This is a genomic window from Streptomyces sp. NPDC006193, assembly GCF_040613915.1.
In the GTDB taxonomy this organism is placed as follows: domain Bacteria; phylum Actinomycetota; class Actinomycetes; order Streptomycetales; family Streptomycetaceae; genus Streptomyces.
In genome coordinates, this window is sequence record NZ_JBEXTB010000032.1 from 1 (window position 1) to 23,779 (window position 23,779).

The 23,779-nt window shown below is 74.2% G+C and carries 17 protein-coding genes and 1 pseudogene; 8 read left to right on the plus strand and 10 right to left on the minus strand.

The genetic code is table 11. From position 1 onward, the window contains the following. Positions 1 to 91: 91 nt before the first annotated feature. From ABZ261_RS24425 to ABZ261_RS24455, 7 genes and pseudogenes are all read right to left on the minus strand, one after another. Complete coding sequence (locus tag ABZ261_RS24425; protein ID WP_356862567.1) at positions 92 to 1,186, minus strand: ABC transporter substrate-binding protein; 1,095 nt, start codon at positions 1,184 to 1,186, stop codon at positions 92 to 94. Positions 1,187 to 1,295: 109 nt separating this feature from the next. Then, entirely contained in the window at positions 1,296 to 2,438 is a 1,143-nt protein-coding gene (locus tag ABZ261_RS24430; protein ID WP_356862569.1) for an aldose epimerase family protein, read from the minus strand. 496 nt (positions 2,439 to 2,934) lie between these two features. Further along, the gene (locus tag ABZ261_RS24435) at positions 2,935 to 3,966 is read right to left on the minus strand and encodes a LacI family DNA-binding transcriptional regulator (protein WP_356862571.1); all 1,032 of its coding nucleotides are present in this window, start codon (positions 3,964 to 3,966) and stop codon (positions 2,935 to 2,937) included. 1,115 nt (positions 3,967 to 5,081) lie between these two features. Next, complete coding sequence (locus tag ABZ261_RS24440) at positions 5,082 to 6,227, minus strand: S1 family peptidase (RefSeq protein ID WP_356862573.1); 1,146 nt, start codon at positions 6,225 to 6,227, stop codon at positions 5,082 to 5,084. 568 nt (positions 6,228 to 6,795) lie between these two features. Continuing rightward, positions 6,796 to 7,527, minus strand: a pseudogene (locus tag ABZ261_RS24445) (SGNH/GDSL hydrolase family protein); the annotation flags it as partial. 143 nt (positions 7,528 to 7,670) lie between these two features. Beyond that, a complete protein-coding gene (locus ABZ261_RS24450; protein ID WP_356862575.1) occupies positions 7,671 to 9,107 on the minus strand; it encodes a glycoside hydrolase family 76 protein in 1,437 nt (478 codons plus the stop codon). A gap of 422 nt (positions 9,108 to 9,529) precedes the next feature. Further along, positions 9,530 to 10,333 (minus strand): FCD domain-containing protein, encoded by an 804-nt coding sequence (locus ABZ261_RS24455; protein WP_356862576.1) that lies wholly within the window; start codon positions 10,331 to 10,333, stop codon positions 9,530 to 9,532. 106 nt (positions 10,334 to 10,439) lie between these two features. Here ABZ261_RS24455 and ABZ261_RS24460 point away from each other — a divergent pair, with 106 nt between their 5' ends. Both ABZ261_RS24460 and ABZ261_RS24465 read left to right on the plus strand, forming a co-directional pair. Continuing rightward, a complete protein-coding gene (locus tag ABZ261_RS24460; protein ID WP_356862578.1) occupies positions 10,440 to 11,324 on the plus strand; it encodes a carbon-nitrogen hydrolase family protein in 885 nt (294 codons plus the stop codon). Positions 11,325 to 11,422: 98 nt separating this feature from the next. Further along, positions 11,423 to 12,808, plus strand: coding sequence for an APC family permease (locus tag ABZ261_RS24465; protein ID WP_356862580.1), 1,386 nt, complete (start codon positions 11,423 to 11,425; stop codon positions 12,806 to 12,808). Between the two features lie 4 nt (positions 12,809 to 12,812). Here the strand turns inward: ABZ261_RS24465 and ABZ261_RS24470 are convergent, their stop codons facing one another. After that, complete coding sequence (locus ABZ261_RS24470) at positions 12,813 to 13,553, minus strand: class I SAM-dependent methyltransferase (RefSeq protein WP_356862582.1); 741 nt, start codon at positions 13,551 to 13,553, stop codon at positions 12,813 to 12,815. 432 nt (positions 13,554 to 13,985) lie between these two features. Here ABZ261_RS24470 and panD point away from each other — a divergent pair, with 432 nt between their 5' ends. Next, positions 13,986 to 14,411 carry an aspartate 1-decarboxylase gene (panD, locus tag ABZ261_RS24475; protein ID WP_356862584.1) on the plus strand — a complete coding sequence of 142 codons (426 nt, stop codon included), beginning with the start codon at positions 13,986 to 13,988 and terminating at the stop codon, positions 14,409 to 14,411. Between the two features lie 42 nt (positions 14,412 to 14,453). Continuing rightward, positions 14,454 to 14,798, plus strand: a complete 345-nt coding sequence (locus ABZ261_RS24480; RefSeq protein WP_356862586.1) for a GNAT family N-acetyltransferase — start codon at positions 14,454 to 14,456, stop codon at positions 14,796 to 14,798. A gap of 1,184 nt (positions 14,799 to 15,982) precedes the next feature. Here ABZ261_RS24480 and gndA read toward each other — a convergent pair. Then, positions 15,983 to 17,422 carry an NADP-dependent phosphogluconate dehydrogenase gene (gene gndA, locus ABZ261_RS24485; RefSeq protein WP_356862588.1) on the minus strand — a complete coding sequence of 480 codons (1,440 nt, stop codon included), beginning with the start codon at positions 17,420 to 17,422 and terminating at the stop codon, positions 15,983 to 15,985. A 273-nt stretch (positions 17,423 to 17,695) separates the two neighbouring features. On the opposite strand from gndA, the gene ABZ261_RS24490 reads away from it, so the two are divergent. Continuing rightward, complete coding sequence (locus ABZ261_RS24490; protein WP_356862590.1) at positions 17,696 to 18,892, plus strand: transglycosylase family protein; 1,197 nt, start codon at positions 17,696 to 17,698, stop codon at positions 18,890 to 18,892. Here ABZ261_RS24490 and ABZ261_RS24495 read toward each other — a convergent pair. Continuing rightward, positions 18,882 to 19,979: a DMT family transporter gene (locus ABZ261_RS24495; protein ID WP_356862592.1), complete on the minus strand. Its 1,098-nt coding sequence runs from the start codon at positions 19,977 to 19,979 to the stop codon at positions 18,882 to 18,884. The two genes, ABZ261_RS24490 and ABZ261_RS24495, sit on opposite strands and share 11 nt — an antisense overlap. A 227-nt stretch (positions 19,980 to 20,206) precedes the next feature. Here ABZ261_RS24495 and ABZ261_RS24500 point away from each other — a divergent pair, with 227 nt between their 5' ends. The 3 genes from ABZ261_RS24500 to glgC are packed head-to-tail and all read left to right on the plus strand — an operon-like array spanning position 20,207 to position 23,676. Further along, positions 20,207 to 21,211, plus strand: a complete 1,005-nt coding sequence (locus ABZ261_RS24500; protein ID WP_356862594.1) for a ferric iron reductase — start codon at positions 20,207 to 20,209, stop codon at positions 21,209 to 21,211. Between the two features lie 41 nt (positions 21,212 to 21,252). Next, positions 21,253 to 22,404, plus strand: a complete 1,152-nt coding sequence (gene glgA / locus ABZ261_RS24505; RefSeq protein ID WP_356862596.1) for a glycogen synthase — start codon at positions 21,253 to 21,255, stop codon at positions 22,402 to 22,404. A gap of 51 nt (positions 22,405 to 22,455) precedes the next feature. Then, complete coding sequence (glgC, locus tag ABZ261_RS24510) at positions 22,456 to 23,676, plus strand: glucose-1-phosphate adenylyltransferase (protein ID WP_356862598.1); 1,221 nt, start codon at positions 22,456 to 22,458, stop codon at positions 23,674 to 23,676. Positions 23,677 to 23,779 lie beyond the last annotated feature (103 nt).

Below are 23,779 nucleotides of genomic sequence, written 5' to 3' on the forward strand. Positions count from 1 at the left end.
CGTGGACGCCTTCACCGACCGCCCCTTCGCCGGCAACCCGGCCGGAGTGCTCCTCCTGGACGACGTCTTCCCGGACGCCCGCGCGGGGTGGTCAGTAGGCCTTGCCGAGGTCCTGCCGGGCGTTCTTCGCGTCGTACGCGCCGTCCTGGATGACGATGTCCTGCGGGACCGGCTTGCCCTGCGTGAACGCCTCCAGGGTCTGGAACGCGAGCGGCCCGAACCGCGGGTTGGACTCGATCACACCGCTGATCCAGCCGTCCGCGATGGCCTGGACCGCGTTGCGGGTGCCGTCCACGGTGACGATCTTGACGGCCCCGGGCTTCTTGCCCGCGCCCTTCAGGGCGGCTTCCGCGCCGAGACCCATCTCGTCGTTCTCGGCGTAGATCCCCTTGATGCCGGGCTTGGACTGGATCAGCTGCTCGGTGACCTGCTGGCCCTTCTCCCGCGTGAAGTCGCCCGTCTGCTGGAAGACGACCTTGAGGCCGGGCGCCTTCTCGGCGATGCGGTCCTTGAAGCCCTTGGTCCGCTCGGTGGTGACGTTGTTGCCCGCCGCGCCCAGCAGGATCGCGATCTCGCCCTTGCCCCCGGTCGCCTCGATCATCTGGTCGGCCGCGCGCTTGCCCTGCTCGACGAAGTCGGAGGCTATGAAGCTCACATAGTCCTTGCAGGCGGTGGCGTTGATCTTGCGGTCGATGGTGACGATGGGCACGTGCTTGGCGGCGGCGGCCCGCAGGACCGGCTCCCAGCCGTCGGAGTTGAGAGGCGCGACGACCAGCAGGTCGGCGCCCTTGGCCAGGAGGTCCTGCACGTCGCTGATCTGCTTGGAGAACTGGGACTGGGCGTTGGCGGTCAGCAGCTTCACGCCCCGCTTGCCGGCTTCGTCCTTGATGGACTTCGTCTCGGCGATCCGGAAGGGGTTCGCCTCCTTCTCCGACTGCGAGAAACCGACCGTGGCGCTCTTCAGGTCGATCTTCTTCGCGCCGTAGGCGTCGGCGGTGCAGTTCTTGCCGCCCGGCTCGGGGGTGACGACCTGCTGCCCGGCGTCGGCGGCGGAGGAGCCGCTCGGCGCCGCCGACGCCTCGTCCTCGGACTTCGTGCAGGCGCCGGCGGTCAGGACCACGGCGGCTGCCAGGGCCACGACAACCGGGCGGGTGAGGAGCTGAGGACGGTGAATGGTGCGCTTCATGGTGACCCCGATCCGGTGGCGCTGGAAACATGAGGCGTGACAGCAGGCAAGCGGTGAGGCGGTGGCCTCGTGGGGCTGGTGTGCCGACTGCAGTGTCCGCACGAGGGTTTTACATCGTTGGAAGAGGGCTGTAAACCCCTTGCGCACGACCTGACTCGGCGCGGCGGCCGATGTGGGGGAACGACAGCACCGTGCGGCTGCGCAGCGGTCGGCCCGGCCGCAGGACGGTGCTGGGGAAGTCGGGGCGGTTGGGGGAGTCCGGGAAGTGCTGGGTCTCCAGGCAGATCCCCGCATGGGCGCCGAGGCGGCGTCCCGCGGTGTCGGTGAGCGTTCCGTCGAGCAACTGGCCCGTGTACAGCTGCAGTCCGGGCTCGGTGGTGTGCACGTCGAGGACGCGGCCGCTCGCCGGATCCTCCAGCCGGGCGGCCCGCGCCAGGCCGGGGCCCCGCCGCGGACGGGCGCGCAGCACCCAGCAGTGGTCGTACCCGCCGCCCCGGGCCAGCTGCTCGTCGGCCTCGCCGGCCCGGTCGCCGACCCGGTGCGGGCGGGTGAAGTCGAACGGGGTCCCCGCCACCGCGGCGGGGGCGCCGGGCAGCGGGATGCCCGTCGGGTCGATGGGCAGGTAGGCGTCGGCCTCCAGGGTCAGCCGCTGCTCCAGCACGCTGCGGCCCGGGTCGCCGGAGAGGTTGAAGTAGGCGTGGTGGGTCAGGTTCACCACGGTGGAGCGGTCGGTGACGGCGCGGTAGTCCAGGCTCAGGGAGCCGTCCTCGGCGAGGGTGTAGGTGACGGACGCCTCCAGCGTGCCGGGGAACCCCTGGTCGCCGTCCGGGCTGACCAGGTGCAGCCGCAGGCTCGGCGCGCCGTCCGGCCGGCGGCCCGGTTCCGCCCTCCACACCCGCCGGTCGAAGCCGTCCGGGCCTCCGTGCAGGGCGTTCCCGCGGTCGTTGGCGGGCACCCGGTACGCCGTCCCGTCGAGGGTGAAGACGCCCTCGGCGATGCGGTTGCCGAAGCGCCCCACGACGGCGCCCAGATAGGCCCCCTGGGCCGCGTATTGCGCCGCGTCCGGCAGCCCCAGCACCACCTCGGCGGGCCGGGGGTCGTAGCGGCCGGGGACGCGCAGCGAGTGCAGCACGGCGCCGTAGGTCAGCACGGCGGCCTCGACTCCGCTCGGGCTGCGCAGCACCCAGCGTTCGACGGGCGTGCCGGACGGGGTGGCGCCGAAGGGGGCGGACGACAGGGCGGGGACGGGCAAGATCTCCTCCTTGCGGGACGGGACGGGGAGACACCCGGCCGGGGCCGCACCGTGCGGGCGGGGCCGACGCGGAGCCGAGCCGGACGCGGCCGCCGGCGGGCGGGGACACCGGCGGGCGGGGAGGCCGGACCGCCGTCCGCGGGCGGCGCGGGAACCCGTCGGCGGCTTGCGGTGAGCGACGTTACAACGTTGTAAGCACGGGTCACAAGACCATCGGCGTCCTCGGTCCCGGCTGCGGACCCGGGGTGCGGGCGCGCTGTCGGGGAGCGGGGGACGCCGGGCCGCGGGCGCGCCGCGTCCGAGCGGGGCTGCGGAACTGCCCGCGCGCCGCGCCGGAGCAGGGATGCCGGGCCGGGGTGCGCGCCCGGTCGCGGCAGGGCTCAAGCGGCGTGAGCCCACCGAGCCGAAGCGCGGGCACCGGACCACGGGCACACCCTCCTCCGCGTAGGCCGGCGAAGACCTCCCGGAACGCCGGTTCCTCGGCGGGTCGTCTGCGTCAGCCCGCCGGCGAGTCCGCCCCCGGGACCCGGCCCCTCGTGCTCTCGCGCTCGATCAGCCGGTACTCCGCCCAGATCCGCCGAGGCTCGGGGGCCTCGCCCTCAAGCCGCCGCAGGATCGACTCCACGGCGAGTCGTGCGATGGCCTCCTTGTCCGGAGAGATCGACGTGAGGCTCACCATGCCGAACCGCCCCTCGATCACGTCGTCGAAGCCGACGACGGCGACGTCCTCGGGAATCCGGAGGCCGCGCTCGTGCAGCACCCGCATCGCCCCGATGGCCACCGGGTCGTTGTACGCGAACACCGCGTCGGGCCGCCGGCCGGTGTCCAGGATGCGGGCCATGGCCGCCGCACCGTCCGCATGGCCCCACCCGTCGGTCGTGGCGACCAGGCCGTCGTCGGCGGACCGCCCGGCCGCCATGAGCTCCTCCCGCCAGCCCCGGACACGCAACTGGGCGGGCTCGTTGTGGCCCTGCCGCGCGCCGATGAACGCCACCTCCCGGCGGCCGAGCGCGATCAGGTGCCGGACGGCGGTGCGTGCGGCGGCGACGTTGTCCACGGCGATGTGGTCGTACGGCAGGTCGTAGTGCCGCTCGCCGAGCAGCACCAGGGGCACGTGCTCGGCCCGGTCGCGCAGGTCCTCCGCCTCGAGTTCGATCGGGCTGAGGATCAGGCCGTCGATCACCCGGGCGCGGAACCCCTGGCTGACGAGGACCTCCTGCTCCCGCTGTCCGCGCGTGTGGTCCAACAGCACGATGTAGTCGTGCTCGGCGGCGGCGTCGATGACCGCGGCGGCGAGTTCGGCGAAGTAGGGGTTGCCGAGTTCGGGCAGGGCGAGCGCGATGATCCCCGTGCGGCCCTTCCGCAGGTGCCGTGCGGTGAGGTTGGGCCGGTACCCGAGCTCGTCGATCGCCCGCTGCACCCGCTCGCGCATCGCGGGAGTGACGTACGGATAGTTGTTCACCACGTTGGAGACGGTCTTGATGGACACGCCCGCGTGCGCGGCGACGTCCTTGAGGCTGACCCGCACGAGGTTCCTTCCGGTGGGCTGCCGAGCCTGGACCGGTCGGTGCGCGCCCGGTGCCGGAGCCGTGGCCCCGGCACGAGTCCTCCGGCCGGGCTTGCAACGTTATACGTCCGTCCGGGCAGGGGTGGCAACCCAGGGGGCGGGGTGTGGACGCGGGGAGGGCGCGTAGGGGTGCGGCGAGGAGCTCGGGGCGCTGCGGGGGGGGGGCAGATGCCGGTGGGGCGAGCGGCCCGGTGTGGCGGAGGCGCGCCCGGAGGAGGTGGTGCCGGGCCCCAGCGGGGCGGCGGGAGCGCGCGGACGGCGTCCGCGTGCGGCCAGGATGCTCTGAGGTGGAGGCATGGGGCGCCCGGGGTGCGGGCGCGGGGACCTTCGGGCGGCCGGGCTGTCCCACGGTGCGCGGGCGGCGCATGCCGGTCGCGCGCGTCCCTGGTCGACGCCGGGGAACGGGACCAGGGACGGGGACCCGGCCCACTCCGATCCGCGACTGCCGACTGCCGACTGCCGACTGCCGGCTGCCGGCCAGCGGCGGGGCGACGCACGCGGGGGGAAGGCCGATGCGCTGCGCCGGAACAGGTGTGCATCGCGGCGTTCTGCCGGCCCCGCCCCCGCGGTGGACCTCGCCGTCCGGTGCGGCGCGCACAGCGGCCGGGCGCGGCCACCCCGACCCTGCGGTGGCTGAAGCGGCGGCCCGCCCGCTGTACGGGCGTGCCCGGCGGCCTTCGCCGTCCCGCTGGCCCCCCTGGCCGCGCTCCCCGCCGGCTCTTTCGCCGACGGTCACCCGTTCGGCCGGGTGCGCCGGAGCGACTTCTCCGGCGGGGAACCGGGCCGGCGGAGGTCACCTCTTCCCGCGCCCCGGACGGGACGGCGTCCGCCGGAGCCTGGTGCGGGGGTGCGCGGTCACCGGTGCGCGTGCGCCCTCGGGCATCCGCCCGAGCGCCTGCCGGGCTGAGGCTTCACCGGGCCGCGCCCGCGCTCCGGACCGTCCCGGGCGGGTTCGCCGCCCTCCCGGAGCGACCGGGCCGCCTCCAGCCACCCCCCTGCACGGGCCCAAAGGGATGCGCATCGGGGGCCGGAGAAGCGCGCGGTGACGACCGCGGCGGTCTCCGGCCCCCTGTGCTCTACGCCGTGTGCAGGCGCAGGCCGTAGCGGTTCAGGATCTCGTTGACCGGCTGGAACCAGGTCTCACCGCCGCTGGAGCAGTTGCCCCAGCCGCCGGAGGTGACGCCCTGGGCCTGGTCGCCGGAGATGAACGAGCCGCCCGAGTCGCCCGGTTCGGCGCACACACTGGTCTTGGTGAGCTGGTGCACCGCGCCCTGGCTGTAGTTCACCGTCTCGTTCGTCGCCAGGACGGTGCCGCAGTGCCAGTGGGTCGTGGAGCCGGAGCGGCAGATGGAGGCCCCGACCGGGGCTTCCGCCGAGCCGCGCACCAACTGGTCGGGCACGGTGCCCCAGCCGAGCACCACGGGCACGGTCCACCAGCCGTTGCCCACGCTCACCCAGGCGTAGTCGTTGTCGGGGAAGGACGAGCCCTGGAACGCGCCGACGGCGGAGTGGTCCCAGCCGCTGACGGCGGCCCCCGCCTGGCCGCAGTGCCCGGCGGTGACGAACCCGCCCTGGACCGAGAAGCCGATGGAGCAGCGGACGTTGCCCGTGTAGAACGGGTCGCCGCCGACGGTGCCGGCGGCAAACGTCCGGGGCGCCGCGTTCACTTCGCGGATCTGGACGGGGCCGGCCCGCAGCGCCTTGGCGACGAAGGACTCGACATCGTTGTCCGATCGGCGGGAGGCGACGACGTCCACGATCACGCGGTTGGCCTTGGGGTCCACACGCCAGGCGGCGACGCCCTTGGGCGCCGCGGCCGCGTCGAGCCGCTTCTTCACGGCGTCCAGCCGAGCGGCGGAGTAGGTGGCCGGACGCACGTCGGCGCCGGTCGCGCGCAGTTCGTCCGCGAGGGACGGATCGGTCGAGGCGACGGTCAGTCTCCCGGTGCGCGCGTCGAACCAACTGCCCGCGTACGCACGGCCGGCGAGGCTCCGGGCCCGCCGGTCCACGTCGGCCGCGTGCCGCTCGGCCTGCAGCCGGTGCTCGGCCTCGGACTTCGTCAGGTGCAGGTCCCGCTGCATCGCCTGGACGAGACCCGGAGACATCTCGGGGACGCCGGACCCGTCGGCGGGAGCGGCCTGGGCGGTGGGGGCGAGGGCCGCGATGCCCGCTCCGAGCGCGAGCAGCAGCGCGGTGGCGCGGCGCGGTCGTATGTGAAGCATGGGGGGTGCTTCCTTCCGGTCAGCTGTGGGGGAGCACGCCGGGTGACGCACGCATCCCGGACGTGCTGGGCACTGAGAGCGCTCTCAGTGCAGCGACAGGGTAGTCGCGTGAACCCAACTGGTCCATACCAAGGATGAGTTGACTTGCCGTCGGTGCGGCGTCCGTCGCCAGTCCGGCCACTTGCGGGCACCGGTGCCCGCGGCCCCAAGCCTTCGCGCCGTTCGTGCAGCGGGCCGGACGGTGCCGGTCCCGCGACCAAGGAAGCCCGGTGCCGGGCGAGTTGTGCCGAGGCCACCGCCGACGCCACCGTCCTGCCGCGGACTTCCCGGCGGACTCGGCCCCGTTCCCGCGCCCGGCGCGGACGAGCGCTGCTTGGCGCCGTCACGGCAGCCCCGGACCACCACCCGTGTGCCGTCGGAGGACGCCGTCCACCTTCGCGCGTCGGCGCCGTCGCCGGACCGGATCTGCACCGCGCTTCCCTTCGGGTCGGCCGGCAGGCGCCGCAGCCCACAACCGGCCCGGTCCGAACGGAAGGGCCTACCGCACCGGGCCGGTCGTGACGGTCACGGGTGGCTTGATCCAGCCCGCGGCGTCGGCGGCCTGGACGCCGGCGCCGAAGGCATCGGCCATCTTCTTGAAGCCGCTGTCGTTGGGGTGCAGGGCATCCGACAGGTCCGCGGTGGTCAGAGCGCCCATGTCGACCAGGCGGACGTGCTTGCCCGCGGCCTGCTTGGCCCGCACGATGCCGGGCAGCGTGGCATTGAAGGCCGGCCGGACCGGTTCCTCGGTGCTGCTGGTGGAGACGATCACCGTGCCGACCAGGACGGTGGCGTCGGGGGCGGCTGCGGTGATCCGGTCGATGAGCGCGCTCAGCCGGTCGGGCGCGGTCGAGACCTGGTAGAGGCCGTTGAGGTCGTTGGTGCCTATCTCCAGGGTGACGACGTTGGGCCGGTAGCGGCTGAGCGTGGCGTCCGCGATGCCGGCGATCTGGTCGATCCGCCAGCCGGAGTGACCCTCGTTGTCGGGATCGGACATCGACCCGTTCCGCCCCGAGCCGACGAAGTCCTCGGTGTAGCCCTTGGCTGCCAGCCGGTCCCAGAGGAAGCCCCGGTAGCCGTTGCCCGACGGACTCCCGACGCCCCAGGTGATCGAGTCACCCAGCGGCATCAACCGCAAGGGCGCGGACGCCGCTGCGGGGTGGGGCCCGGCGCCCGTCGTGCCGGCCGTTGCGGGCAGGGCCGTGCCGAGGCCGAGGGCTGCCGTCATCACCGCGACCAGCCCGATTCCGAGACGCCTCATGTGTCTTCCTCCTCCGTGTCGGGGTGAGGGCATGGCCGGCTCGGGCCATGCCCCGGGATGCTGCGCGGGTGTGCCTCCTCCACAACGGGCCGGTCAACGCTTCCAGTCGGACCGCGCTCCGCCCCGGTCGTCGACGGCCGGGCTCAGCCGGCCGCGTCGAGGAGGTCCAGGGCGCTCTGCTGGCAGCCGTAGTCCGGGGCGCCGGGGCCGCCGCCCCAGTGCGGGCCGTACTGGTCGAGGGCGTTGCGGTCCCGGCTGTAGGCGGTGTTCGCCCAGTTGCCGAGGGTCCGGGTGTACGGGTGGTCGCCGAGCTGGGTGTTGAGCCGTCCCAGGCCGCGGACGTACGCGCCCTTGAAGCTGGGGCCGTCGCCGGTGCAGGAGTCGCCCTCGTTCGGCTCGCGCAGCACCCCGTCGGTCTGCAGCCGGACGGTCGAGGCGTCGGCCAGCGTGCGGGCGGTGGTCAGCAGCGCGGAGTCACCGGTGGCCCGGTACAGCTCGGTCAGACCGCCCAGCACCACGCCCTGGTTGTACGTCCACGTCGGCTGGCCGTTGTTGACGCAGGCGTCGCTGAGACCGTCGTTGATCATGTTGTTGCCGTTGATCATGCCGCTGTTCCGGAACCAGGACCACTCGCTCCTCGCCCGGTTCAGATACGTGGTGTCGCCGGGGATGCGGTTGTGCAGGGCGGCGGTGAGCTGGAGGTACAACTCGTTGGTGATCGCGTTCTTGTAGTTGCCGCTGGTGTTCCACCGCACTCCGCCGCCGCAGGTGCCGTTCCAGTTGGCGTACATGTGGTCGGCGTCGGCGCGGGCGGTGTTCAGGTAGCGGCTGTCGCCGGTCATGTCGTACGCGGCCACCCAGGCCAGGCCCCACCAGCCGGTGTCGTCCAGGTATCCGTTCCTGAACTGCCCGCCCTGCGCGCCGATGTTCCTGTCGTAGGTCTGGGCGACGGTGTACGTGTAGCTGCCCATGCCGGTGATCCGGGCGTTGTCGATGATCGCGGTCAGCGCGTTGGCCGCGGTCCACCACCCGTTGCCGCCGAACAGCTTGGTGGTGCGGTCGTACGACATCATCAGCGCGGTCGCCGCGGCGGTCCGCCGGTCACCGGCGTTCCACGTGGTGCGCGCCCACGGTGTGCACGCGATGGCACCGGCCGCCTGCCCGCAGGCCCGCAGCGCCCCGACCCCTTGGGTGCTCCAGTCGTCCACGTTGTACATCAGCGTCCGCCATCCGCGCCCGCCGGACGGGACCGCCGTGTCACCGAGCTTGCTGCCGGCGGCCCAGCTGCGGCCGCCGTCGAAACTGCGGTCGAGCCACACCTCGTCGCCGGCGGCGCCGTTGTCGATGGACGCCCAGCCCATCGCGTCGGCGTCGTCGAAGTGGAGCACGAGGGAGCGTCCCGACAGCGCGGCCGTCACCGGCTGCCGGTCCTGGGGGCTCAGGGCGGGGTCGCGGGCGTCGCAGTACTTGTTGCACACCGCGGCGGCGGTGGCCGAGGCCGGCGACTGCGCGGCCGTCCCGAGGAACAACGTTGTCAGAGCGGTGAGGGAAAGGCCGAGGACAAGCCTGTGGGGCTTCATGGGGGGCTCCGGGACCGATCGACGTGGGGGGGATCAGAGGGCGGAGGGAGAGGGGTGCACGCCGCGGTGGGGACGGGCGCGCTCGGGGAAACTAGTGACAGCCTCACCACCCGTCAATGCTCCGGACGGGCTCTCCCGCCCGACGAGTCCGATCCGGCCGCTCGCACCACCACGCTCGGCAGGCCACCTGGTTCCCGGGACGCAACCGTGACCTCCCGGCGGCTGCCGGCGCAGCGGCCGTCGAGCATCGTCTCGGCCGCCGGCGCGTGCGCCGGGCCGACGCGGAGGGGAGCGGGCACGGCGTGGTCGTGCAGCGCGGGGCGCGGACGCGCCGGAGCCGGGGGAGCGCGCGGGCGCGGCGTTCGGCGCGGACCAGGCGGTCGTTCCGGAGGGCGGGCACCGGCCGTGCCCCGGGGGGCCTCCTACCGATCCGCGCGGGCGCGGGCGCCGGCGCCGCTGTCGTCGCCCGCACCGGCGTCGTCGCCCGCGCCGCCGTCGAGGAGGCCGACGAACATGGTCCGGTGCAGCACCTCGACATGCCGCCGCGCGACCTCGCCCGCCGCGGCCGCGTCCCTGCGCTCCAGGGCGTCCAGCAGCATGCGGTGCTCGTCGTTGGAGGCGCGCAGGGCATCCAGGGGGTAGGGCAGGTAGTAGCGGTACAGCTCGCGCAGGACGGCGCCGTACTGGCCGGTGACCGACGGGACGCCGGTCGCGCGGGCGAGACGCAGGTGGAACCGCTCGTCGCTGCCGTGGAACTCCGCCCAGCTCGGCGCCCGCTCCATCTCCTCGACCAGTGAGCGCAGCTCGGCGAGATCCTCCTCGCCGACGCGGACCGAGGCGAGGTGCGCGATGCCGCACTCCAGGACGAGCCGGTGGTCGATCAGCTGGTGCACCGCCGCGGTGTCCGAGCGGTACGCGTCGGTGGCGACCACCGTGCCGCGCGGCGGCCGTTCGGCGACCAGGGTGCCGCCGCCCCGGCCGCGCCGCCGTTCCAGGACGCCGTCCGCGCACAGGCGGACCAGGGCGCGGCGCGCGGTGATCTCCGCGACCCCCAGTGCCTCGGCGATCCGCGCGGTCGCCGGCAGGCGCTCGCCCGGGGAGAGCAGGCCGAGGTCGACGGCGAGCGCGATCCTGGCGCGTACCGCCTCCAGAGCCGACAGCCTGCGTACGCCGCTCAGTGCGGGGGCGGTGAGCCTGGTTGTCGTGGCGTCGTCAGTGCCGGGCATGGTGACACCCTAACGGCCCGTCCGCGGGCGCCGGGCGGGGCCGGAGCGAAAAGTGTTCATCCTGAACACTCTTGTTTGAGTGCTCATTCTGAACTAGTTTCCCTTCATGTCCCGCGCACTTCCCCTGGCTGTCGCCCAGCTCCCCCAGCGGCCCGCCGACGCCCCCCTCAGCGGCTTCGCCGACGAGGCGCAGAACATCCGCGTCCGCTTCCCGCAGACCCGCCTGGCGGTCTTCCCCGAACTCCACCTCTGCGGCGTCGACGCCCTGGGCGAGGAAGCGGACCGGCGGCTGCGGGACATCGCCGAGCCGCTCGACGGCCCCCGGGTCAGGGAACTCGCCGAGATCGCCGGAGACCTGGGCATGTGGCTGGTGCCGGGCACGGTCTGCGAGCGCGGCCCGGACGGCCGGCTGTTCAACACCGCCGTGGTCCTCTCGCCCGAGGGGCGCCTGGCGGCCTCGTACCGCAAAGTCTTCCCGTGGCGGCCGAGCGAGCCGTACGACCCCGGCGACCGGTTCACGGTCGTCGACATCCCCGGCACCGGGCGGATCGGGCTCGCCATCTGCTACGACGCCTGGTTCCCGGAGGTCGCCCGGCACCTGGCGTGGAAGGGCGCGGAGGTCATCGTCAACCCCGTCATGACCACCACCGCCGACCGGGCCCAGGAGATCGTCCTCGCCCGCGCCAACGCCATCGTCAACCAGGTCCACGTGGTCAGCGTGAACACCGCGGGCCCCGTCGGCACCGGCCACAGCCTCACCGTCGACCCCGAAGGCCGGATCCGGACCGAGGCGACGGGCGCCGGGAGCACCGTCCTCACCGATGTGATCGACCTGGACGACGTCACCCGCGTCCGCACCTACGGCACTGCGGGCCTCAACCGCATGTGGGACCAGTTCACAGACGCCGACAGCCCCATCGAGCTGCCCCTGTACGGCGGCCGCATCGATCCCCGCACCTGGCGGCCGCAGGGACACACCCGGGCGACCTGACCCGCTCCCCTCGCGCCGCACGCCGGCGGCGTGCCCCGTCCCGGCCCCAACCGGCGCTGCCGCCCGCTCCCCGTCCCCACCCGTTCCCCGGAGTCCCCATGTCCCACGGCAATGACGGCGCCCCCGCTCTGGCGCGCACCCTCGGCCTGAGAGCCGTCGTCCTGTTCGGCCTCGCCTACATGACCCCGCTGATCGTCCTCGGCACCTTCGGCGTGGTCGCCGAGACCACCGGCGGCGCCGTCCCGACCGCATATCTCCTGGCGCTGCTCGCCATGCTGTTCACGGCGCACAGTTACGGGCGGATGGCCACCGCGTACCCGGTGGCGGGCTCCGCGTACACCTACGTGCGCAAGGCCGTCGACTCGCGCGTGGGCTTCCTCGTCGGCTGGGTGACCCTGCTCGACTACTTCTTCCTCCCGATGGTCATCTGGCTCATCGGCGGCGCCTACCTCCAGGCCCGGTTCCCCGGAGTGCCGTTCTGGGTGTGGATCATCGGTTTCGTGGCCGTCACCACGGCCCTCAACATCCGCGGCATCAAGACCGCCGAGCGCGTCAACGACCTGCTGATGGTGCTGCAGACGCTCGTCATCGTGTTCTTCGTCCTGCTGTCCCTGCGCCACGTCGTGGACACCGGCGGCGCGGGCGCGCTGGTGAGCGCCGCGCCGTTCACCAACAGCGCCACCACCGCCGCGGGCATCTCGGCGGGCGCGGCCATCGCCGCGTACTCCTTCCTCGGCTTCGACGCGGTCACCACGCTCACCGAGGAGACCGTCGAACCGAAGCGCACCATGCCGCGCGCGATCCTGCTCATCGCGCTGATCGGCGGCGCCGTCTTCATCGCGGTCGCGTACGCCACCCAGCTCGCCCACCCGGGCGGCCGCTTCGACGACTCCGGCTCGGCCGCCTTCGAGATCGCCACGACCATCGGCGGCGACCTGTTCTCGTCGGTCTTCCTCGCCGGGCTGGTCGTCGCGCAGTTCGCCTCCGGCATCGCGGCGCAGGCCAGCACCTCCCGGCTGCTGTTCGCCATGGGCCGCGACGGCGCCCTGCCCCGCACGGTGTTCGCCCGCGTCCACCCGCGCTACCGCACCCCCGCGCTCAACATCGCGCTGACCGGAGCGGTCGGCCTGATCGCCCTGCGCCTGGACGTGGCCACGTCGACCTCGTTCATCAACTTCGGCGCGTTCGTCGCCTTCACCTTCGTCAACATCGCGGTGCTCGCCATGTACGCGCGGGCGCGCCGCGAGGGGCTGAGGCCCAACCCGTTCTCGAGCGCCGTCGCTCCCGCGATCGGCGCCGTCGTAGACGTCTACCTGCTCTGCAACCTCGACGGCAAGGCCCTCACCCTGGGCCTGATCTGGCTGGGGACGGGCGTGCTCTACCTGACGTACCTGACCCGCGGCTTCCGCACCCCGCCGCCCGAGATGTCGTTCGCCGAGCAGGAGGAGACCAGGGGCGACGCCCCGTCCACGACGGGCGGCTGAGACCCTACGGTCTGTGGGTCACCCAGAGCAGTTCCGCCGGCCAGCGGTGCGCCCAGTCGGGTGGGTCGGTTTCGTTGTAGCCGTTGGGCGTTCCGAGTGCGGGCCGCGGCTCGACGAGGTCGTCGATGACGAGACCCGCGCCCCGCAGGACCCTGACCCAGTCGCCGTAGGTGAGCTGATAGCTGGTCGCGCCGTCGCCTTCGGCGATGGCGCCCAGCCCGAAGTAGTCCCGCTGCAGCGTCGTGGTCACGCGGCTCGCGGCCTCGTCGTAGCAGACCTCGAACCACGGGCTGGCGACGTTGAACACCAGGCGCCCGCCTCGGCGCAAGACGCGTGCGGCCTGCGGGACGGCCAGGTGCGGGGGCGCCCAGCTGAGCCCGCCGAAGTCGCAGAACACCAGGTCGAAGCTGTCGGCGGCGAAGGGGAGCCGTTCGGCGGCGCCTTGCACCAGCGGGTAGCGGACCGCTCCCATCGCGCGGGCCGCTGCCGCGAGTTGGGCTTCGGACACGTCGAGTCCGACCACGGTGGCGCCCTCGGCGGCGAGCGCCCTGGACCACTGGCCGGCCCCGCAGCCCAGTTCGAGGACGCGCTTGCCCGCGACGTCGCCCAGGGCGTGCAGGTGCGCGTCGGGGATGGAGTACATGCCCCACAGCCGGGGTGTGGCGCCGATCCGCGGGTCGTGCTCGTGCTGGTAGGCGCTGCTGATCCGGTTCCAGAGCCGCCGGTTGGCGGGGATGCTGTCCACGTGCCGACTCCAGCACTGCCTGCCGGGGGCGGTCAACACGATCAGGGCCGTGGCGACCAGCTCCGCGGCTCGATCCAGGCATCCGCAGGGCGGTATGGCCCTTGGGCAGCCGACCCGGGGTGGCGCGTGGCCCGGCCCGCGGTCGACCGCCTTCGCCCCCGACTGCCGTCCGAACCGCCCGGGTGACGGTCATCACGGACGGCTGTGAGGGGGCGCTGCGTACGCTTGTGCCGTCGTCGCGGCGGGGGACGGGAGAGCCGGCGAAGCCCCCCTCAATCGCCTGACGACGCATCAGACGAGTCGGCAAGTGGTCAGCATGAATCCTGGAGAATACTGGGAGAGCTGCCCGGAGATGCGACTCGTTGTAGGGTGTCGAAGCAGCCCTTGACCTGCAAAAACGCAGGCAGGGAGCCTACCTTTGGGGGTGCCCCGATGTTGCGTACCATGTTCAAGTCCAAGATCCACCGTGCCACCGTCACCCAGGCCGACCTGCACTATGTGGGATCGGTGACGATCGACGCCGATCTGCTCGACGCCGCCGACCTGCTGCCCGGCGAGCTGGTGCACATCGTGGACATCACCAACGGCGCCCGTCTGGAGACGTACGTCATCGAGGGTGAACGCGGGTCCGGGGTCATCGGGATCAACGGGGCGGCCGCCCACCTCGTGCACCCGGGGGACCTGGTGATCATCATCAGCTACGCCCAGGTCACCGACGCCGAGGCGCGCGAGCTGCGGCCCCGGATCGTGCACGTCGACGCGGACAACCGGATCGTGTCCCTGGGGTCCGACCCGTCCGAGCCGGCGCCCGGATCCGACCAGCAGCGCAGCCCGCAGGCCGTCCCGGCGTCGGCCTGACCGGCCGGGCAGGACCAGAACCAGGACCAGGAGCGTGCGCCCATGAGCCAGATCGAGATCCGCGACGACCGGGCGGCGGGCCGCCTGGAGGCCGTCGGCGACGGTGAAGTCGTCGGCCGCATCGAGTACTTCCTCCTCGAGGCCCCCGGGCGCGCGCTCGTCCCGGTCCACACCGTCGTCGAGCCCGCCCACGAGGGGAAGGGCATCGCCGGGTCGCTCGCCCGCGAGCTGTACGCCCTCGCCGGGCGCGAGGGCGTCCCGGTGGCCCCGCTGTGCCCGTACGTCGTCACGTGGGCCGAGCGCCACCCCGAGGCCGCTCCGCCCGCCGACCCGGCGCTCCGCAGCGCCGCGAAGGAGTGGCTCGCTGCGCACCCCGGCCGCTTCTGAGGACGGGTTCTGCGGGACGGTTCGCCGACGGTTCGCCCTGCCGGGTGAGTGACCGGGGGCCGGCCGGGTAGGCGGGGGAGTACTCCAGAGGCGACGATCAGTGACTGCCGGAGGACCCCATGACGAACCCGCACCCCGACCCGGTCCCGCCGGGCCCGACCCCGGGCCCGACCCCGCCGGATCCGTACCCCAGCCCGGTCCCGCCCCCGGAACCGGGCCCGCAGCCCACTCCGCCCGCGCCGGGACCGGACCCGACGCCGCCTCCGGCGCCGCCGCACCCCGGCCCGCCGGGCCCCTCGCCGTCTCCGGTCCCGCCGGGGCCGGAGCCCGTACCGAACCCGGAGCCCGGCCCGCCCCTCACCTGAGGAGCGGGACCGAGCGGCCCCGCAGGGGGCGCGGGCAGCGGCGCCCCGCCACGGGCGACCCGCCCCCGTACCCCCACACACACCGCCAAGTCGATGCGCGGCCGCGCGGTGCTTCCAGCGAGGTTGGCCTTGAGGAGCGGCTCCGGGCCACCGACAAGGCCGATGCCAAGCCCGCCGCCGCCGGGCCCGGCGGCGGGATGCGCTACCTACGCGGGTTCGCGCACGGCATTCGCGCACCGGGTCACTCCGCTCCGGTCGAACCCGCGCGCCCCCGTCAACCGGCGCGCCGAAGCCAACCCCCGCGTCAGCCGCTTCCTCCGTGCCGGCCGCGACGCACGAGCCCCGCGCCCCCGGCCGCTCCGCTCAGGCCCCGCCGCACCAGCCACGCGTACGCGGTCCACGCGCACGCGGTGCACGCGCCACGCGTACGCGGTCCACGCGTCCCGCGCTCACTTCGCGCCCCGCTCCGGAGCAGCACCCGCCCGCGCGGCACCGGCCCGCGACCCGCGCCCCGTGCGACACCGGCCCCGTGACACCCGCGCCCCGCGCGGTACGGGCCCCGCGACAGCCGCGCCCCGCGCGGTACGGGCCCCGCGCCAGCCGCGCCCCGTGCGACACCGGTCCCGTGCGACACCGCCCCCGTGACACCCGCGCCCCGCGCGACACCGGCCCCCGTGCGACACCCGCGCCCCGAACCACGGCGCCCCCGTGCGACACCGGCCCCGTGATACCCGCGCCCCGACCACGGCGCCCCCGTGCGGCACCCGCGCCCCGCACCACCGCAGCCCCGGGCGGCACCCGCGCCCGGACCGCAGTCCGCTACGCGCTCACCTCGTCCCGCTCGCCGCCCCACAGCGTGTGGAACGACCCCTCCCGGTCGACCCGCCGGTAGGTGTGCGCGCCGAAGAAGTCCCGCTGGCCCTGGGTCAGCGCCGCCGGCAGGCGCTCCGCGCGCAGGGCGTCGTAATACGCCAGCGCCGCCGCGAACCCGGGCGTCGGCACCCCCTGCCGCGTCGCCGCGACCAGCACCTCGCGCCAGTCGTCCTGCGCGGCGGCGATCTCGCCGGCGAAGGTCTCGTCGGAGAGCAGGCTCGGCAGGTCGGCGCGGGCGTCGTACGCGGCGCGGATGCGGTCCAGGAAGGCCGCCCGGATGATGCAGCCGCCGCGCCAGATGGAGGCGACCCGGCCGAGGTCGATGTCCCAGCCGTACTCCTCGCTGCCCGCGGCGATCTCGTGGAACCCCTGCGTGTACGACACGATCTTGGAGGCGTACAGGGCCTGCTCCACCCGGTCGGCGAAGGCCGCCGCCTCCGCCTCGCCGAGCGCCGACGGCTTCGGCCCCGCCAGGCCCCGCGAGGCCTCCCGCAGCGCCGCGTGACCCGACAGCGACCGGGCGAACACGGCCTCCGCGATGCCCGACACGGGCACGCCCAGGTCGAGCGCGATCTGCACGGTCCAGCGGCCGGTGCCCTTCTGCTCGGCCTGGTCGACCACCACGTCCACGAACGGCTCGCCGGTGGCCGCGTCCACGTGGGACAGCACCTCGGCGGTGATCTCGATCAGGTAGGAGTCCAGCCGGCCGGTGTTCCAGGTGCGGAAGATGTCCGCGATCTGCGCGGGGGAGTACCCGGCGACATCGCGCAGCAGCTGGTACGCCTCGCCGATCAGCTGCATGTCGGCGTACTCGATGCCGTTGTGGACCATCTTCACGAAGTGCCCGGCCCCGTCGGGGCCGACATGGGTCACGCAGGGCGCGCCGTCGGCCGCCTTCGCGGAAATCTTCTCCAGCATGGGGCCGAGGGACTCGTACGACTCCGGCGAACCGCCCGGCATGATGCTCGGCCCGTTGAGCGCGCCCTCCTCGCCGCCGGAGATGCCGGTCCCGACGAAGTGGATGCCCCGCTCGCGCAGCTCCCGCTCCCGGCGCCGGGTGTCGGCGAAGTGCGCGTTGCCGCCGTCGATGATCATGTCGCCGGGTTCCAGGAGCGGGGCGAACTCGCGGATCACCGCGTCCGTCGGCTCACCCGCCTTCACCATGATCACCAGGCGGCGCGGGCGCTCCAGGGCCGCCACGAACTCCTCGGCGGTCTCGGCCGCGACGAAGCCGCCCTCGTGCCCGAACTCCTCCACCAGCGCCTTCGTGCGCGCCGACGTGCGGTTGTGGACGGCGACCGTGTAGCCGTTGCGCGCGAAGTTCCGGGCGAGGTTGCGGCCCATGACCGCGAGGCCCGTGACACCGATCTGCGCTGAAGTGCTCATACCGCCTGCTCCCTGGTTGCCTCGTGACTACGGCTCCGTCAGTACGGGCCCTCGCCCATCCTGACGTGCCGCTCCGGCGGGCGCACATCCGACCCGCCACGCATGTGTACGCAGCGGGGGCGCGTTCTGCCTCAGTCACCGTAGAGCGCGGACCGAAGAAGGGGACGTTCCCGGCCACTTGGCGCGGCCGGGAGGCCGAATCCGCGTCTTGTCATGGTCTCTTCGCGGCGCTTACTTTTGCCCCTCCTGACGCCCGCCGAGGGGATTTCGGACATGGCCGCACGCGGCCGGCACCGCCGGTACCAGCCGAACAGGATCAACCGCGCCTCACTCACCGTCACGGCGAGCGGCGCCGGCCTCGCGATCCCGCTGGTCGCCGCCGGCACCGCGGACGCAGCCGGCGCCGCGACCTGGAACAAGGTCGCCGCCTGCGAGTCCAGCGGCAACTGGAGCATCAACACCGGCAACGGCTACTACGGCGGGCTGCAGTTCACCCAGTCCACCTGGGAGGCGTACGGCGGCGCCCGGTACGCGCCGCGCGCCGACCTGGCCACCCGGGGCGAGCAGATCGCCGTCGCCGAGAAGGTCCTCGACGGGCAGGGGCCGGGCGCCTGGCCGGTGTGCTCGGTGCGGGCCGGGCTGAGCCGGGGCGGGCCCGCTCCCGACGTGCACACGGCGAGCAGCCCCGCGCACCCCGCCAAGACGCGCTCCGACCGGTCGCGTTCGGTGCGGGACGTGCAGCCGCAGAACACCCCGCAGTCCCGCGCGGGCCGGGCCGAGATGTACACGGTGGTGCACGGCGACACGCTGTCCGGCATCGCCGGCGACCAGCACGTGAAGGGCGGCTGGCACGCCCTGTACTCGGCCAACCGCACGACGATCGGCGCGGATCCCGACATGATCCTGCCCGGCCAGCGGCTCAGCCTGAGCGACACCGCGACGCCCGGCGCCCGGCACCGGACCACGCCCCACACGGCGCCGAAGAAGCCGTCGAAGACCCCGAAGGCGCCGAAGAAGAAGGCCCCGTCGGAGCACCGCACCACCCACCAGGCGCCCCCGGCCGGGCACGCGCGGGTCGCCCCGGTGACCGCGTCGGTCGGCACCGGCTACCACGTGGCGGGCCCCCACTGGTCGAAGGGCTACCACACCGGCGTCGACTTCGCCGTCCCGACCGGCACCTCCGTGAGGGCGGCGGCGACCGGGCACGTGGTGTCCGCGGGCTGGGGCGGCTCGTACGGCTACCAGGTGGTGCTCCGGCACGCCGACGGCCGCTACACCCAGTACGCCCACCTGTCGGCCATCTCGGTGCGGGCCGGCCAGAGCGTCGCCGCCGGCCAGCGCATCGGCCGCTCCGGCGCCACCGGGAACGTCACCGGCCCGCACCTGCACTTCGAGGTGCGGACGGGACCCGGCTTCGGCTCGGACGTCGACCCGCTCGCCTATCTGCGGGCCGGCGGCGTCAGGATCTGATCCGCGTGCGGCACCGGTCCGGGACCGGCAGCGGCACATGGACGCCCGCGGGCAGCGGGGCGTAGGACGCGGGGAGCAGCCCGTCGGCCGGTTCACCGCCGCCGGCCTCCGCCCCGCCCGGCCCCGGCGCGAGCAGCTCGCGCAGCGCCTCCCCGGCCGGGGAGGCGCCGGTCCCGGCGGCGCGCTGCTGCGGCACGGCGACGAGCGTCTCCGCCGCGTCCCGCGCCGGCGCGCCGTCCGCGGCCGGCGCCTGCGGGGGCGACATCCGCTCCGTCGTCAGCATGATCAGGCCGCCCGCCGCCACCGCTCCGCAGCCCAGGGCGAGCACGGAACCCGTGGTGCCGTGGCGGAACGTCTCACCGAACATCAGGATGCCGACCGCGGCGGCCAGCACCGGGTTGACCACCGTCAGCGTGGCCAGCGGGGCGGCGAGGCCGCCGTTCCGGTAGGAGGCCTGGGACAGCAGGACCCCGGCGGCCGAGAACACGCCGATCGCCGCGAGCGAGGACAGGTCGGCCGCGGTGACGCCCCCGGTCCAGTCGACGGCGACGGTCTTCGTGAACACCGACGCCATGCCGAACGCGATGCCGGCCGCGGTGGCGAGCAGCACGCTGCGCACCGCGGGATGCCGCTGCGCGGCCAGGCCCGCGCCCACCAGGGCCGCCACCGCCGCGCCGGTGACCAGCGCGACCGCCACCCGCTGGGCCGGGGCGAGGGAGTGCCCGTCGGCGGAGCCGACCAGGGCCAGCAGACCCGCGAGGCCCACCGTGGACATCAGGGCGCCGCGCCAGGCGGTGGCGCCGGCCCTGCGGCCGACGCACAGCGCCGCCAGGGGCAGCGCGAAGACGATGGTCAGCGCGCCGAGCGGCTGCACGAGACTGAGCGGGCCGCAGGCCAGCGCCACGACGTGCAGCAACCCGCCGAGACCGTTCAGCGCCAGCGCTCCCCACCAGCCCGGGCGGCGCAGCGGCAGGTACGCGGCGCCGTGCGGGGACGACACCGCGACCTGCTCCTGGACGATCGCTCCGCCCGCGTAGGCGAGGGCGGAGACGAACGACAGGAGCACGGACAACGCCAGGGCGCTCATCGGTGTCTCCTCTGCCTGCGGCGTGGGTCCTGGGCCCGGCGCGACGGACGATCGGCTTCCATGGCAACACTCTGCCCGTCCGAGCCCTTCCCGTCGTCGTACCTGAGGCCGCCATGCGTCCTACTGCCGATGGAGTACGCCGGCGGGGCGATCATCCCCAGGACGGGCGCGGCGAGGCGGAGACCCGCGGCGCCGGCTCGGGAACGGGCCTGATATCAGTGCCGGTCGTGGACCTCGACCCCGATCTGGCCGCCCTCCGCCCCCTAGGGGGCTTCTTCGTCCTGCGCACCCTCCGGGACCCTGCGCACCCGGCAGCCCCAGCAAACCCCGCCGCCCCCGCAGACCCCGCGCACCCGGCAGCCCCCGCCGCCCCCGCAGACCCCGCGCACCCGGCAGCCCCCGCCGCCCCCGCAGACCCCGCGCACCCGGCAGCCCCCGCGAACCCCGCAGACCCCGCGCACCCGGCAGCCCCCGCGCACCCGGCAGCCGCCGCGGCCCCTGCGGACCCGACGGCTCCGGCGGACCCCGCGCACCCGGCGGCCCCGGACGGCGCGGACGGCGCGGGCGGAGCCGACGGCGGCGCCGGTCCGCTCCGGCTCCCGACCCTCGCGGAGACGTACGAGGACGGCGACGCGGTGACCGTGCGTGTCGCCACCGTGGCGGACCGGCTGGGGACCGCCGAGCCGCGGGTCGCCGCGTCCCTCGCCCACCAGGGTCTGGCCGCCCGGCTGTGGTCGGCGGCACTGGGCTGTGCCGTGCTGTACGGAGGGCTGCCCGACCTGGACCCGCGCCTGCTGCGCTGGGACCCCCGCGCCCCGGCCCCCGACGACCTGTGGCTCACCGCACTGCGCCCGCTGCCCGGCACCGCCGGCGCCGTCGCCGGCACGGTGCTGCACGGCCATCTCGTGCCCCTGGGCGCGGTCCTGCGGGCCCGTTACGGCGTGGCCGAGGGCCTGCTGTGGGGCAACGCGGGCTCCGCGCTCGCCGCGACCGCCCGGGAACTGGGCCGCTGGGCCCGCGCCCGGGGCCGTGCCGACGTCGCGGCGCGGACCCGCGCCCTCACCGGCGAGCTGTTCGAGCACGCCCTGCTGCGCACTACCGGCACCCGCACCGGCACGGCCTTCCGCCGCCGCAGCTGCTGCCTGTACTACCGCGTCCCCGGCGGCGGGCTCTGCGGCGACTGCTGCCTCACCCGCCCGCCGCGCTCTTCCCCGCGCGCCGGATCTGGGTGACCATGAAGGGGAAGATGCCGCGGAGACCAGGGGGTTGTCGGGTGCGAGTGGGACTGCTGACCCGGGAGTACCCCCCGGACGTGTACGGCGGCGCCGGTGTCCATGTGGAGTTCCTGGCGCGCGAGTTGACCCCGCTGGTGGACCTGGAGGTGCACTCCTGGGGCGAGGGGCGCGCCGCCGGCGTCGTCCGCCACCGCCCCTGGTCCGCCCTCGACGGGGCCAACGACGCGCTGCGGACCTTCTCCGTGGACCTCTCCGTCGCCGCCGCCCTCGAAGGCCGCGAACTCGTCCACTCCCACACCTGGTACGCCAACCTCGCCGGCCACTTCGCCAAGCTGCTGTACGGCGTCCCGCACGTGGTGACGGCCCACTCGCTGGAGCCGCTGCGCCCCTGGAAGGCCGAGCAGCTCGGCGGCGGATACGCCCTGTCGGCCTGGGCCGAACGCACCGCGATGGAGGCCGCCGACGCGGTGATCGCGGTCTCGGGCGCCATGCGCGAGGACGTCCTCGCCTGCTACCCGGCACTGGACCCGGCCCGCGTGCACGTCGTGCACAACGGCATCGACACCCGGCTCTACCGGCCCGACCACGGCACCGACGCGCTCACCCGGCACGGCATCGACCCCGCCCGCCCCTACGTGCTGTTCGTCGGCCGGATCACCCGGCAGAAGGGCGTGCCCCATCTGCTGCGCGCGGTGCGGGACATCGACCCCGGAGCCCAGGTGGTGCTGTGCGCGGGGGCGCCGGACACCCCGGAGATCGACCGGGAGTTCCGCGAGCTCTTCGACGAGCTGCGCCGCGTCCGCGCGGGCGTGTTCTGGATCCCGCAGATGCTGCCGCGCCCGGAGGTGATCCAACTGCTCACGCACGCCGCCGTGTTCGCGTGCCCCTCGGTGTACGAGCCGCTCGGCATCGTCAACCTGGAGGCGATGGCCTGCGGCACGCCGGTCGTCGCCTCCCGGGTGGGCGGCATCCCCGAGGTCGTGGACGACGGCCGCACCGGCCTGCTGGTGGACGCGGACGACGACTTCGCGTCCGCACTCGCCCGGGCACTGGACACCGTCCTCGGCGACCGGGACGCGGCCCGGCGGATGGGGGAGGCCGGACGGCGGCGCGCGGTGGCCGAGTTCGGCTGGGACGCGGTGGCCCGCCGTACGGCCGGGCTGTACGAGGAGATCCTGAAACAGGCTTAGTCCGGCCCGCGCGGGGCAGCCATGCTTTCAACCAGGGTGAGGGGAGCAGCCATGCGTCGCGGAGGGCCTTCCGTACTCGGAATCGTGCTGGCGGGGGGCGAGGGCAAGCGCCTGATGCCGCTCACCGCTGACCGCGCCAAACCCGCGGTCACCTTCGGCGGCACGTACCGTCTCGTCGACTTCGTCCTGTCCAACCTCGTCAACGCCGACGTGCTGCGCATCTGCGTGCTGACCCAGTACAAGTCGCACTCGCTGGACCGGCACATCACCACCACCTGGCGGATGTCCAGTCTGCTCGGCAACTACGTCACCCCGGTTCCCGCCCAGCAGCGGCTCGGCCCGCGGTGGTACCTGGGCAGCGCCGACGCGATCCTGCAGTCCCTGAACCTCGTGCACGACGAACAGCCCGAGTACGTGGCGGTATTCGGCGCCGACCACGTGTACCGCATGGACCCGCGGCAGATGCTGGCGCAGCACATCGAGGGCGGCGCGGGGGTGACGGTTGCCGGCGTCCGGGTGCCGCGCACGGAGTCGTCGTCCTTCGGGGTGATCACGACGGGCTCGGACGGCCGCACGGTCGAGCGGTTCCTGGAGAAGCCCGCGGACCCGCCGGGCCTGCCGGACGCCCCCGACTGCGTGTTCGCCTCGATGGGCAACTACGTCTTCACCACCAAGGCCCTGATCGAGGCGCTGCAACGGGACGCCGAGGACACCGAGTCCGTGCACGACATGGGCGGTTCGATCCTGCCCCAGCTCACCGCGCGCGGCGAGGCCCAGCTGTACGACTTCGGCGACAACCACGTGCCCGGCGAGACCACCCGGGACCAGGGCTACTGGCGGGACGTGGGCACCCTGGACGCCTACTACGAGGCGCACATGGACCTCATCGCCGAGCGCCCCGCCTTCAACCTGTACAACCGCCAGTGGCCCATCTACACGCACTCCTACCAGCTCTCGCCGGCCCGCTTCAACGCCGGCGGCATCGCGAGCGAGTCAATCGTCAGCGCGGGCTGCCTGATCCGCGGGCAGGTCACGCGCTCGGTGCTCTCGCCGGGCGTGCGGGTCGACCCGGGCGCGGTCGTGCAGGGTTCGGTGCTGCACGACAACGTGCACATCGGCCGGGGCGCGGTGGTCCGCGGCGCGGTCCTGGACAAGAACGTGGAGGTCCCGCCGGGGGCGACGATCGGCGTCAACCCGGAGCGGGACGCCGAGCTGTACACCGTCTCCCGCAACGGGGTGATCGCCCTGGGCAAGGGGCAGCGGGTGCCGTGAGGGCCGGGCCCGGCGTGCGCCGCCGCATCCGCCCCGCCCCCGCGCTCGTGTTCCGTTCCGCGCCCCCGTGCCGGGAACCCGACCCCGCCCGCCCCCCGCCCGA

Excerpts from the sequence above, each read along its gene's own strand:
- ABZ261_RS24425 (WP_356862567.1), bottom strand. The coding sequence starts at position 1,186 with ATGAAGCGCACCATTCACCGTCCTCAGCTCCTCACCCGCCCGGTTGTC.
- ABZ261_RS24480 (WP_356862586.1), top strand. The coding sequence starts at position 14,454 with ATGAGCCAGATCGAGATCCGCGACGACCGGGCGGCGGGCCGCCTGGAG.
- ABZ261_RS24455 (WP_356862576.1), bottom strand. The coding sequence starts at position 10,333 with ATGCCCGGCACTGACGACGCCACGACAACCAGGCTCACCGCCCCCGCA.
- ABZ261_RS24465 (WP_356862580.1), top strand. The coding sequence starts at position 11,423 with ATGTCCCACGGCAATGACGGCGCCCCCGCTCTGGCGCGCACCCTCGGC.
- ABZ261_RS24460 (WP_356862578.1), top strand. The coding sequence starts at position 10,440 with ATGTCCCGCGCACTTCCCCTGGCTGTCGCCCAGCTCCCCCAGCGGCCC.
- ABZ261_RS24495 (WP_356862592.1), bottom strand. The coding sequence starts at position 19,979 with ATGAGCGCCCTGGCGTTGTCCGTGCTCCTGTCGTTCGTCTCCGCCCTC.
- panD (WP_356862584.1), top strand. The coding sequence starts at position 13,986 with ATGTTGCGTACCATGTTCAAGTCCAAGATCCACCGTGCCACCGTCACC.
- ABZ261_RS24440 (WP_356862573.1), bottom strand. The coding sequence starts at position 6,227 with ATGCTTCACATACGACCGCGCCGCGCCACCGCGCTGCTGCTCGCGCTC.
- glgC (WP_356862598.1), top strand. The coding sequence starts at position 22,456 with ATGCGTCGCGGAGGGCCTTCCGTACTCGGAATCGTGCTGGCGGGGGGC.
- ABZ261_RS24490 (WP_356862590.1), top strand. The coding sequence starts at position 17,696 with ATGGCCGCACGCGGCCGGCACCGCCGGTACCAGCCGAACAGGATCAAC.
- gndA (WP_356862588.1), bottom strand. The coding sequence starts at position 17,422 with ATGAGCACTTCAGCGCAGATCGGTGTCACGGGCCTCGCGGTCATGGGC.
- ABZ261_RS24450 (WP_356862575.1), bottom strand. The coding sequence starts at position 9,107 with ATGAAGCCCCACAGGCTTGTCCTCGGCCTTTCCCTCACCGCTCTGACA.